The organism is Paenibacillus sp. RU5M, from assembly GCF_900221055.1.
Lineage (GTDB): Bacteria > Bacillota > Bacilli > Paenibacillales > Paenibacillaceae > Paenibacillus > Paenibacillus marchantiae.
Map to the genome: position 1 here is coordinate 494,744 of NZ_OBQM01000001.1, position 12,065 is coordinate 506,808.

General features: G+C 48.0%; 9 protein-coding genes. All 9 read left to right on the plus strand.

The genetic code is table 11. The annotated features are described in order from the left end of the window. The first annotated feature begins 131 nt into the window (after positions 1 to 131). The 9 genes from nth (at position 132) to CRO25_RS02465 (ending at position 11,962) form a co-directional block, all read left to right on the plus strand. On the plus strand, positions 132 to 827 hold the full coding sequence (nth, locus tag CRO25_RS02425; RefSeq protein WP_063566827.1) for an endonuclease III: 696 nt from the start codon (positions 132 to 134) through the stop codon (positions 825 to 827). Positions 828 to 850: 23 nt separating this feature from the next. Continuing rightward, complete coding sequence (locus CRO25_RS02430) at positions 851 to 1,123, plus strand: hypothetical protein (RefSeq protein ID WP_024630585.1); 273 nt, start codon at positions 851 to 853, stop codon at positions 1,121 to 1,123. A 31-nt stretch (positions 1,124 to 1,154) separates the two neighbouring features. Continuing rightward, on the plus strand, positions 1,155 to 1,364 hold the full coding sequence (locus tag CRO25_RS33180; protein ID WP_063566828.1) for a hypothetical protein: 210 nt from the start codon (positions 1,155 to 1,157) through the stop codon (positions 1,362 to 1,364). Between the two features lie 54 nt (positions 1,365 to 1,418). Further along, the gene (locus tag CRO25_RS02440) at positions 1,419 to 5,090 is read left to right on the plus strand and encodes a dynamin family protein (RefSeq protein ID WP_079694024.1); all 3,672 of its coding nucleotides are present in this window, start codon (positions 1,419 to 1,421) and stop codon (positions 5,088 to 5,090) included. Between the two features lie 321 nt (positions 5,091 to 5,411). Continuing rightward, positions 5,412 to 7,184, plus strand: a complete 1,773-nt coding sequence (locus CRO25_RS02445; protein WP_063563179.1) for an ABC transporter ATP-binding protein — start codon at positions 5,412 to 5,414, stop codon at positions 7,182 to 7,184. Beyond that, positions 7,181 to 9,031, plus strand: coding sequence for an ABC transporter ATP-binding protein (locus CRO25_RS02450; RefSeq protein WP_063563178.1), 1,851 nt, complete (start codon positions 7,181 to 7,183; stop codon positions 9,029 to 9,031). Before CRO25_RS02445 ends, CRO25_RS02450 begins: the two co-directional genes overlap by 4 nt. A gap of 136 nt (positions 9,032 to 9,167) precedes the next feature. Continuing rightward, positions 9,168 to 10,355, plus strand: coding sequence for a formate-dependent phosphoribosylglycinamide formyltransferase (gene purT, locus CRO25_RS02455; protein WP_063563177.1), 1,188 nt, complete (start codon positions 9,168 to 9,170; stop codon positions 10,353 to 10,355). Further along, positions 10,345 to 10,803, plus strand: a complete 459-nt coding sequence (locus CRO25_RS02460; protein ID WP_062328403.1) for a GNAT family N-acetyltransferase — start codon at positions 10,345 to 10,347, stop codon at positions 10,801 to 10,803. The genes purT and CRO25_RS02460 overlap by 11 nt, the downstream gene beginning before the upstream one ends. Before the next feature lie 349 nt (positions 10,804 to 11,152). After that, positions 11,153 to 11,962, plus strand: a complete 810-nt coding sequence (locus CRO25_RS02465) for a CAP domain-containing protein (protein WP_079694023.1) — start codon at positions 11,153 to 11,155, stop codon at positions 11,960 to 11,962. Positions 11,963 to 12,065 lie beyond the last annotated feature (103 nt).

The window sequence follows — 12,065 nt, forward strand, 5'->3', positions numbered from 1 at the left end:
TCTTGATGCGGGATCTTTCCCGTATCAGGACGTTTTTTTTGCAAGATTTTTGGGGTCCCCGCAAAGTACTCGAAAGAAGCTTCGAAGTAAGGCTCCACCTCGTGGAGTCATTTTGTGGGAGGTAGCTCTTCATGAATGCAGCCACTGTTAGGCATATACTCGAAACAATGGAAGCGATGTTTCCTGATGCACATTGCGAATTAAATCACAGCAATGCGTTTGAATTGACTGTAGCCGTCCTATTGTCTGCCCAGTGCACCGACGAAACGGTAAACAAGGTAACCGCAGACTTGTTCAAAAAGTACACCAGTCCTGCCGATTATCTGTCTGTTCCTCTCGAAGAACTGGAACAGGATATCCGGCGTATCGGTTTGTACCGAAACAAGGCCAAGCATATTCAGAACATGTGCCGAATTTTAATAGAGCAGTATGGCGGTGATGTACCGCAGGAACATGATCAGCTTGTGACGCTCCCTGGTGTCGGACGGAAAACTGCAAATGTCGTTGTATCCAATGCATTTGGAGTCCCGGCAATTGCGGTGGATACGCATGTTGAACGTGTATCCAAAAGGCTGGCACTAGCAGGTTGGGATGACTCCGTACTTGAAGTCGAGAAAAAACTGATGAAGCGCGTACCCCGGGATGAGTGGACTTTAACTCATCATCGGTTCATATTTTTTGGACGCTACCATTGCAAGGCACAAAACCCTCAATGTCATGTCTGTCCATTGCTGGACATATGCAGAGAAGGTAAAAAGCGTATGAAAACGTCCCAAATCAGGAAAGATAAGGAACGTGCCACAACCCCAAAACGAAAAATAAATTAATGAGTAGAAGAGGATGAGTAATCATGAAATGCATTTCCGTGTACACTGACAATTTTGAGGCCTTCTCCGATATTTTCGAACAAATCGTTGAACAGGAAATGGCTGAAAACGAAGAAAAAGAAGTAGAAGGCATCACTGTAAGCCATTCTGGCGATGTGCCTGAACATTATTTGGAGCGTATGTCCACGAAACCAGAAGTGGTTGTCATGAGAGACAAAGGTCGTGACATTACGATTCTGCAGCATGGACAAGTATTTGAAATTTTGCTGCCTTCGATGGAGAACGCTGTTTCTTAAGAGATTTGGAATAATAAGATATGCTGCTTCTATGTCACTGGGTTATCCTTTTGAAGGTGATCCCATTGGGCATGGACGCAGCATGCTTCTTATGGAATACAATCGTTTCACAGATAAAACCGACAGGATCGGTTTTATTTTTTTATGTGGAGAATTGCGATGTGAAAATTTCTTTGTCAGTCATCTTGCATTCAAACCGTTCAATTTCAAACTTGATAATGGTAAAATAAATGAATTATAAGATAAAGACATCGGACCAGATGTCAAATTAGAGGAGCCAGGGGGAAGGCCAGTCATGTCCAGAACAGATTACCCAGTAGAGATGGCCAAACCTCTGCTTCCACTGCGAGAAGCGATGGAGCAGACAGGGGACCATACAGCTGTACAGGCTTTAACGGATTTGATCAGTAAGGCGGAAATGAAACAGTTAACGATTGCGTTTTGTGGACACTTCTCGGCAGGCAAATCGAGTCTAATTAATAGTTTATGTGGCAAGCGGGTTTTGCCTTCGAGTCCTGTACCTACAAGTGCGAATGTTGTATCCATCCGTAACGGTGAGCCGAGAGCACTTATTTATACGTCATCGAACGTAAGCGCTGACAATTCAGCGGGAGTACTTGAGGTTTCGCCAGAACAATTGGAAGAGTATTGCAAGAATGGTGGGGCATACACCTCCATTGCAGTATGGGACGACATTCCCCTACTGAAAGATGATGCGGTATTACTTGATACACCAGGCGTGGATTCGACCGATCAGGGGCACAGCCTAGCAACACATTCAGCACTTCATCTTGCCGATGTGGTGTTCTATGTGATGGATTATAACCATGTGCAATCGGAAAGCAACCTTTCTTTTGCCAAAAGTTTGTCCGATTGGGGCAAACCGTTGTTTCTAATCGTAAACCAGATTGATAAACATCGGGAACGGGAGCTCTCGTTTGACCAATATGTTGAAGGTGTAGAAGCTATTTTTGCAGCCTGGGAAGTCCGGTATGATGGTCTGCTGTTTACTTCGCTTCGGGACAAGGAGCATCGTTACAGCCAGTGGAAGCAGCTTCCTCAACTGATTGAACATATGATGAATGAGAAGGAAGGGTTAATCAAGCACAGCCTTGCAAGCTCTGCGAGCCATGTGACTGAGCAGCACCTGACTAGACGTGCGGAAGAACGCGAAGAGGAAGAGACAGCGCTCTTGGAGGAAGTAGGGGGCAAGGAAGGTATTGAACACCTGGAACGGGAGTTGGGTCTGCTGGATCAAAAGGAAGCAGAACTTCGTTCCAAACCATCACGGGAACGGGAGAAGTTTCGGGCGGAATTGGAACCCCTTCTGGCAAATGCGAACCTAACTCCTGCCGATATTCGTACCTCTGCGGCAGCTTATTTGGAGAGCCGTAAACCCGGTTTCCGGGTAGGCTTATTGTTCTCTGGTGGTAAAACCGAGCAGGAGAAACTGCGTCGTGCCGCTGAGCTTGTGAGACTTCTGCATGATCAGGTCTCGGGACAAGTAGAAGTGCATATCCGTACCATGATTAGACAGTTGGGCGAAGCCCATCAGCTGTGGGGTGCTGAGTGGGAGCAGGCGCTGAACGCGGAGCTGCCTACAGTAGATGAAGCACTGCTGGAGATGAAACGGAGCGCCAGCGCAGAAGTATCTCCTGAGTATGTGCTTCAATTCAGCAAAGATATACGGGGCGAGATTGAGGCCCGTTACCGCAGGTCGGCCATGATGCTGGCCGACCGCTTGCTTGAAGCGCTGGGCGCGCAGGGCGAAGCCGCGCTCCAGGCGCTGGACGCCAGCCGCACAGCGCTGCTGGCGCAATCCGCGTCGGCGACGCGCTACACGGCGCTACAGCGCGCCGCCGACGCCGAGGCAGCAGGGCTGCGCAGCCTGCTGCCGCCTGCGGGCCCCCTCACCTCCGGGCTATTGCCGGAGGTGCAGGGCCCGCCCGTGCCCGCGCACGAGCCGGGTGAAGCACCCGGCCCGCACACGGGCACGGCAGAGTCTGTGGCTGCGCAGCCACAGACTCCAGGGGCACCGCCGCCGCGCAAAGCGGCGGTGCACGGGCAGCCGGCGGCTGGCACACAGCGCCGCCGGCGCCTGGACGCAGCGGCGGCACGGCTGGAAGCCGCCGCTGCGCTGGTAGAGCCGTACCCCGCCATGGGGTCGGCGGTACGGGACCTGCGTGCACGCGCGGCTTCGCTTGCGGGCGGCACGTTTACGCTGGCGCTGTTCGGAGCGTTCAGCGCCGGCAAGTCCTCCTTCGCCAACGCGTTGCTGGGCGAAGCCGTGTTACCGGTCTCGCCGCATCCAACGACAGCGGCAATTAACCGGATCATGGCTCCGACCGGTGGCGCGGAGCATGGAACAGCCCGGGTGAAAATGAAGACCCCGGACGCCTTCCAGGAGGATCTTGCGTATTCCTTCCGTTTGCTTGGACTGGGCGAGCCTGGGGCAGACTGGCAAAAACGCGTCAAAGCCCTTTCACCACAGGATGTGCATCCAGCGGGGCGTCCGCATTACAGCTTTTTGCAGGCAGCTGCAGCAGGCTGGGAGGATACCGCAGCTCAACTCGGCCACGATGTGCTGGTGGATCTGAACGGATATCGTAACTTTGTCGCCAATGAGAAGAAGTCTTGCTTTGTCGACAGTATTGACCTGTACTACAGTTGTGATGTGACAGAACAAGGCATTGTCCTTGTAGATACGCCAGGGGCTGACTCTGTGAATGCCCGTCATACGGGCGTCACATTCAATTATATGAAGAATGCGGATGCACTCATTTTCGTAACGTACTACAATCATGCCTTCTCTCAAGGAGACCGACAGTTCCTGAATCAATTGGGACGCGTCAAAGACAGCTCGGCGATGGATCAAATGTTCTTTGTGGTTAATGCAAGTGATTTGTCTTCCTCTGAAGAGGAGTTGGAGCAGGTTCTTGACCATGTGAGTACTCAGCTGCGCAGTAATGGCATTCGGGCACCACGCCTATTTCCTGTATCCAGCATGCTGGCAATGGAAGGCAAGACGGGCAACGATGCGACTTTGCTGGAGAAATCCGGCTTCATTCAGTTCGAGGAAGAATTTAACCGATTTGCAGGAAGTGAGCTTGCGGACCTTGCAGTTGGTGGAGCTTCTGAAGAGATCGCACGGGTGATAAAACGTCTGAAGACACGTGCCGAGGATGCGACTCAGGGGGAAGAGGTTCTACAGCGACGTCGGGATGAGCTGGGCTCAATCCAGGAACAGTCGCTTCAGAGGGTACATTTGCTTGCGGAACGGTCCATGAAGGCAGAACTGGCTCAGGAAACGTCTGAACTTCTGTTCCATGTGCGGCAGCGCCTGGGTTATCGTTTTGGTCTGTTCATGGCAGAAGCGTTCCATCCATCCGTTCTTCGTGAGGATCGCGGGAATCTGAAAGCAGCCTTTGCAGCCTGCGGTCGCGAACTGCTGCGCATGATTGCCATCGAACTGGAGCAGGAACTGCTTGCTACTACACTCCGACTCGAACAGGCGGGTCAGACTTGGCTGCACAAACAAGTGACCGAATGTGTAGATGAATTGAAACGATTATCCGGAGGAATGGATCTGTCGTTGCCGCTGAACGAACGCTGGAGTACACCTGTCCTGGACGAGGTGCGTTTGGAAGAACCTTCGGGTTGGAAAACATATCTGAGTTATTTCCGTAATCCGAAACAGTTCTTCGAAGGAGATGGACGACAGCGGCTGCAGGAGGCACTTGACCCAGTTATTAAACAGATGGTGATCGATGTTCTGCCTGCTGCGGAGAATAAGCTGGTCCAATTCTATGACAACCAGCTTGGGCAGTCTTTGCAGCATCAATCCCGTCAATTGGAAGAGAGACTTGAGGAGGCCGTGAGTGCCCTCCATGAGACTCTGACCAGTGGAATTCCTGCCGAAGAATGGGAGAGTCTGTCTGTACAACTGGGGCAGATTGAATGTGAATAAAAGGTATTCAAATCCATGTCTGTATGTAAACGGTTGAAAAGCGAAATGAGATATACAGCGATATGTTGAAATGTTGTCGTTGTACCAAAAAAGGCCCCTGCCTCTAAAGGTATACAGGGAGCCTTTTTTGGTACGAACAACCTGAAAGGAAGAGAATATTCAAACATTTGATTGATAGAAGGGTATCTACCTCCCTTAATGACGCATTAAGGTGAAAGTAGCCTGAATATGGTCGCTTATTCGCTTTGCCGCGAAGGGGGGACGGTGATAAACTTCATAAATGTTCATACTGATTTTGAACGATATAAGAGGAGGAGAGACATGGATGTTCTCAGGCAATTGCAGATCTTTTTCTGGGAGAAGCGCTCGTATTTATTTTTATCGATCTTATGCCTCGCCATAGCGACCGCGCTTGGACTGGTGTATCCGAACATGCTAAGGATACTGATTGATGACGTCATCACTCCGCGCAATTTTGAAGACGTTCCCAAACTTGCTTTAACGGTATTAGGTGTCGTTATTTTGAAAGCGGGAATGCAGTTTTTACACGGTCTTTTTGGAGGGCGTCTCGGAAACTTCCTGGCGTACCGACTTCGTAACGCTTGTTACGAAAAGCTTCAATTTTTATCCTTCCGGTATTACGACACGGCCAAAACGGGAGACTTGATGTCCCGCCTCACGGGAGATCTCGAAGCGATCCGTAACTTTATCGGATTTGGCTTCGCTCAAATTCTCAACATGGTTCTGATGGTCGTATTCGGCGCAATCATGATGATGACCATGAGTTGGAAGCTTACCTTGCTAACGCTCATATGTATTCCTCTGCTTGCCTTCGTTGCGCTGAGATTCGAATCCCGAATTCACCCTGCATTCCAAGAAATGCGGCTGGCACTCAGCTCTTTGACGACAGCAGTACAGGAGAATATTACAGGTGTGCGTACTGTAAAGTCATTTGCACGTGAGCCTCACGAAGTGGAGAAGTTTGCCGTCCGTAACGAGCGTTATAAAACGAACCAGATTCATGCAGCAACATTATGGAGTCAATACTTTCCGATCATGGAGATTCTCGCTTCGGTCAGCGTAGTTCTTCTGCTCCTCATTGGCGGAAACATGGTTATTCAGAAAACGTTAACACTCGGTGAACTCGTTGCCTTTTTCAGTTTGATCTGGTACATAATCGGTCCAATGTGGAACCTTGGCTTCCATATCAATAACTATACGCAATCCAAAGCATCGGGTGAACGGGTGTTGGAACTTTTGAATACGCCGGTAGATGTACAAGAGACAGAAGATCCGGTCATTGTAGAGGCTGATCAAGTCAAAGGGCATGTGGCCTTTGAATCCGTTACCTTTGCTTACGGCAATAAAATGCCGGCAGTGACCGATATTAACTTTGATGCGCCACCAGGCTCCGTCATTGGCTTCCTGGGAGGAACAGGCTCGGGTAAATCAACTATTATTCAGCTCCTGATGCGTGCATACAACGTGAACTCGGGCACCATCAAGCTGGACGGCAAGAATATTAAGGACATTGGAATTCGCAGCCTGCGGAGTCAGATTGCTTCTGTGTTCCAGGAAACGTTCCTGTTCTCTTCCAGCATTCGCAACAACATTTCATATGGACTCAAAAATGTAACCATGGATGAAATTATCCGCGCAGCCAAATTGGCCAAAGCACATGAGTTCATCATGGAATTCCCTGAAGGATACGATACGGTCGTCGGGGAGCGGGGAATGGGCTTGTCGGGAGGACAAAAACAGCGGATTGCAATTGCTAGAGCTCTGCTGAAAAACCCGAAAATTCTCGTTCTGGATGATGCAACCAGTGCAGTCGACATGGAGACCGAACATGAAATTCAATCCGGATTCCAGGAAGTCATGCGTGGAAGAACGACGTTTATCATTGCGCATCGGATCTCTTCCTTGCGTCACGCAGATGAGATTCTGGTACTGGATGAAGGACGTGTCGTTCAACGTGGCACACACAAACGTCTCATTGAAGAGCCTGGACCTTACCGGGACGTATATGAGATTCAATACGCAGATTATATTGCCCGCGGTAAGCGGGAGGCTGGGGAGCAGGTGAATTCATGAGTGCCGAAACGGTAGCCGATAGGCGCGAGGTCAAAGAGACCTCTGATAAGAAAATGAATGAACGTTTTGTATATCAGGACGACGAAATAATTGAAAAACCGTTTAACTGGCGTGAGTTCGGACGTTTGTTCGCTTACATGAAACCTTATGCAAGACAACTCTTGCCACTCATTATTCTAATGATGATTTTGGGTACCATTACGAAATTGTCCGTTCCATTTTTGATCAGTTTGGCGATTGATAAAGCAATTGCACCTGCAACGGGTTTGCCAAGCTTGACGATGCTTTATATTATTGCTGGTTCTGTACTTGTGTTGTATCTGATTCAATGGGCGGCTAATACGTACCGAATCAAATTGACGAACATTATCGGGCAACGGGTCATTTACGATCTTCGCTCGGATTTGTTCAAACACATCCAGAAGCTGTCCTTTAACTTCTTTGACAAAAGACCTGCGGGCTCGGTATTGGTGCGTGTCACCAATGATATCAACTCCCTGCAGGATCTGTTCACCAACGGTGCGGTCAATGTCATGATTGACTGTGTGCAGTTGTTGGGGATTATCGTCATTTTGCTGCTGATCAACTGGAAACTGGGCCTCGCGGTCATTATTACGGTTCCGCTCATGTTTATTATTTCGACCAAACTGCGTGTGCTGATCCGCCGTGCCTGGCAGGATGTACGTATGAAGAACTCACGCATCAACTCCCATTTGAATGAATCCATTCAGGGGATTCGTGTGACTCAGGCCTATACGCAGGAAAAAGAAAACATGAAGTATTTTGACAACATGAATCTGTCGAGCAAAAAATCATGGGATAGAGCATCGGCCATGAACCAAGGCTTTGGTCCTCTGATTGAAATTACGGGCGGCTTCGGTACGTTAATCCTGTTCTGGTTTGGTGCTTATCTGATTCAAGAAGGGCAGCTGACAATCGGATTGCTCGTAGCTTTTGCTAACTATGTCGGCAACTTCTGGGACCCGATTAACCGTCTGGGACAGATGTACAATCAGTTGCTCGTTGCCATGGCTTCCTCCGAACGGATTTTTGAGTTTATGGATGAGGAGCCAAGTATTGCGGATAAACCTGGAGCCAAGCCGCTTGCTTCTATTAAAGGAGATATTGTATTCGACAATGTGGTGTTTGAATATGAGAAGGGCAGACAGGCGCTGAAGGGAATCAGTTTCGCTGCAGATGCCGGACAATCGATTGCACTTGTAGGTCATACGGGTTCAGGTAAAAGTACCATTATCAATCTTATCAGCCGATTCTATGACATATCAGGCGGACGTCTTACTATTGATGGTCAGGATGTAAGGGATGTAACGGTTGAAAGTCTGCGCAGCCAGATCAGTATTGTGTTGCAGGACACGTTTATCTTCTCTGGCACCATTCGCGATAATATTCGTTTTGGACGGCTTGATGCAACCAATGAAGAAGTGGAAGAAGCTGCGAAGGCAGTTAATGCCCATGAATTTATTATGAAGCTGCCGGGTGGATACGATACGGAAGTCGAAGAACGCGGGAATGTATTATCCATGGGACAAAGGCAATTGTTATCCTTTGCCCGTGCCTTGCTGGCTGACCCTCGAATCTTGATTTTGGATGAAGCGACTGCCAGTATCGACACCGAAACGGAGCTCAAAATTCAGGAGGCTTTGAAAGTGCTGCTGCAAGGAAGAACTTCCTTTATGGTGGCCCACCGTCTCTCCACGATCCGAAATGCGGATAACATTATCGTGCTAGATCATGGTGAAATCAAGGAAGAAGGAAACCATGAGCAACTTATCCAGAAACAAGGAGTTTATAATGGGTTAATAGAAGCTCAATACAGATTTTTGTAAAAATTGATCGAAAAAACACAAAAAATCTTGTAAAATTCACAAGAAAAATAGGGAGCACTCTTGCATTCTTTAACCAAAACCCCGAAAATAGAGAGATAGATATAGAAGATTTCTCTTTGGGAGGATTGGAAAGAACATGTGGGGTGCTCCATTTTCGGCTCAAGCCAAAAAAATGCTGCTATTGGGCAGCGGAGAATTGGGAAAAGAGGTCGTTATTGAGGCTCAACGACTGGGAGTAGAGACGATCGCTGTTGATCGTTACGAAAACGCACCTGCCATGCAGGTTGCGCATCGGTCTTACTGCATCGACATGTTAAATGCCGAAGCTCTGAAACAATTGATCCGAAAGGAACAACCTCATTACATCGTACCTGAGATTGAAGCAATCGCAACAGAAGCTTTACTCGAGCTTGAGGAAGAAGGATTTTGTGTCGTTCCTACGGCCCGTGCTGCCCGTTTAACGATGGATCGCGAAGGCATCCGCCGTCTGGCAGCCGAACAATTGAACCTTCCGACAGCGGCCTATCTTTTTGCGGACAACCTGGAACAACTTCAGGAAGCTGTTCGTGAATTGGGTACACCATGCGTCATCAAACCACTAATGAGTTCTTCCGGTAAAGGGCAGAGTGTATGCCGTACATCGGATGACGTAGAGGATTGCTGGAACATTGCTCTTTCGGGAGCACGTGGCAAATCCGTACGTGTCATTGTGGAAAGCTTTGTGAAGTTTGACAGCGAAATTACGCTGCTCACTGTTAGATCTGTCTCAGGGACTGTATTTTGTCCTCCGATCGGTCACATTCAGAAGGATGGGGATTATGTCGAATCGTGGCAGCCTCATGCGATGACACCGGAGCAATGGGAGCAAGCTTGTCATATCGCCAAGTTGGTTACGGATGAACTCGGTGGTTATGGACTGTTCGGAGTCGAATTATTCCTGACATCAGATGGAGTTGTGTTCAGCGAGGTATCGCCTCGTCCGCATGATACAGGCATGGTTACTATGGTAACGCAAGATAGTTCCGAGTTTGCGCTGCATGTGCGTGCAATTCTTGGTTTTCCGGTCACAGGTGTACATTTACTGACACCGGGAGCTTCAGCAACGCTGAAGGCTAATGATGAAACATCTGACTTTACTGTAGGCGGGATTGAAGAAGCACTGGCGCTTCCTCGTACTCAGGTTCGTGTATTTGGCAAACCTGAGACCAAAGTGGGACGCCGAATGGCCGTAGCATTAAGTGCCGGCCAAGATGTGGAAGAAGCTCGTAAAACAGCGGTACAAGCCGCTAATATGCTGAAAGTGGAGGTAAATCATGTCCAATAATGTTGAGGCCCCTGTACTGATGATCCGAGAGTGTGAACTGCGAGATGCTGAAGCGGTAACGGGACTGATGCGAGAGGTCAGCTATCCCACAACAGCCAATGTCATGAAAGAGCGCATTGAATGTTTGGAAAGCAATCCAAACGCATGCATGCTTGTTGCCGAAGTGGATGAACAGATTATTGGTGTGATTGGCTTGCAATGTGTGCAAAGTCATGCCTATCCGGAACCTGCCGCACAAATTACGTCCTTGATTGTAGGGCAAGAGCATCGTGGGGGCGGAATTGGCCGTCGTCTGATGGCTCGTGCCGAGGATTGGGGCAGACAGCAAGGTGGGAAACAATTGTTTGTCACCGGAGCGAACCGTGAAGTGACTTCAACAACCTATTCTTTCTACGAGCATATTGGTTTCCAGAAGAGAGGCTATCGTTTCAGTAAAGTCCTTCTATAGAAAAAGAGTTTTATTATATCGCGATCTTCACGTTTTTGGTGTGGTGAATGATAAATAGAAGATAAGTGGCATTCGGCAAGCATTTCTTGTCCGGATGCCATTTTTTTATGCCGTATTTTAAGCTTTATGGTTGGGGTTTTAGTTGATATACCAGTGTTTTAAGAGCAAGTTGCAGGATATGGTGCAATGTACTATAAACCGTCCACGCCCCTTTGAAACAGGGTTAAAAATGACAAAAAAGTTACTTTTCCATAATTTATGGGTTCACAATCTACTATTCAATTGATATACTCCTAGAGTATTAATTACAAAGTTGTCATAACTAATATTTCTAAGGAGATGAATGAATTTGAAGAAGAAATGGATGAAAACCGTGGTAACCAGCAGTCTGACAGCCGTACTCGCCGTAGGGGTTATGCTCCCTGCTTCCGCTTCTGCTGCAGATGCATCATATAAAACAACTACTAAAACTACAACGTTTAAGATTACGAGTGCGGATAGCTTAAAAGCGTACATTGAACAATGGCTGAAAGATAATGGTTACACTGTATCAACTGGCGAGGGGCAAACAACAGTAGAGAAGCCTGTAACACAGCCTGATCAAACAACTAAACCTGATCAAACTACCAAACCTGCTCAACCGACAACACCTGCAAAACCCGTAACACCTGCAAAACCAACTCAAGAAGAGAAACCGGCAACTACACCAGCCAAAGATCCTTCAAATAGTGGAACTGGAACTGGAACGACTACAGGCAATACAGGAAACAGTGGTAGCGAGAGCACACAATCGGATTTTGCAGTTCAAGTAGTAAAACTTGTGAACGCTGAACGTGCCAAAGCTGGCCTGAGCGCATTGGCTTCCGATGCTCTTTTGGACAAAGTGGCTGTAGCCAAAGTTAAAGACATGAGCAACAACAATTATTTTGATCACCAATCACCGACCTATGGTTCTCCGTTTGACATGATGAAACAATTCGGAGTAACTTACAGCTATGCTGGCGAGAATATCGCGAAAGGGCAAAAAACACCTCAAGAGGTTGTTACAGCCTGGATGAATAGCGAAGGCCACCGTGCGAATATCCTAAGTAAAAACTTTACGAAAATTGGTGTTGGATTCTACAACGGATATTGGGCTCAAGAATTTATCGGTAACTAATTCATTTTATTGAAGAATATTTTGATTTTAGTTCAAAAAAAGGTTATGTCATCACAGCTCGAAGCTGTGCATGACATAGCTTTTTTTTTGTAAAAGCATATTC

What these genes read in the sequence shown, in the direction of transcription:
- nth (WP_063566827.1), top strand. Translation starts at nt 132, where the DNA reads ATGAATGCAGCCACTGTTAGGCATATACTCGAAACAATGGAAGCGATG.
- CRO25_RS02430 (WP_024630585.1), top strand. Translation starts at nt 851, where the DNA reads ATGAAATGCATTTCCGTGTACACTGACAATTTTGAGGCCTTCTCCGAT.
- CRO25_RS33180 (WP_063566828.1), top strand. Translation starts at nt 1,155, where the DNA reads ATGTCACTGGGTTATCCTTTTGAAGGTGATCCCATTGGGCATGGACGC.
- CRO25_RS02440 (WP_079694024.1), top strand. Translation starts at nt 1,419, where the DNA reads ATGTCCAGAACAGATTACCCAGTAGAGATGGCCAAACCTCTGCTTCCA.
- CRO25_RS02445 (WP_063563179.1), top strand. Translation starts at nt 5,412, where the DNA reads ATGGATGTTCTCAGGCAATTGCAGATCTTTTTCTGGGAGAAGCGCTCG.
- CRO25_RS02450 (WP_063563178.1), top strand. Translation starts at nt 7,181, where the DNA reads ATGAGTGCCGAAACGGTAGCCGATAGGCGCGAGGTCAAAGAGACCTCT.
- purT (WP_063563177.1), top strand. Translation starts at nt 9,168, where the DNA reads ATGTGGGGTGCTCCATTTTCGGCTCAAGCCAAAAAAATGCTGCTATTG.
- CRO25_RS02460 (WP_062328403.1), top strand. Translation starts at nt 10,345, where the DNA reads ATGTCCAATAATGTTGAGGCCCCTGTACTGATGATCCGAGAGTGTGAA.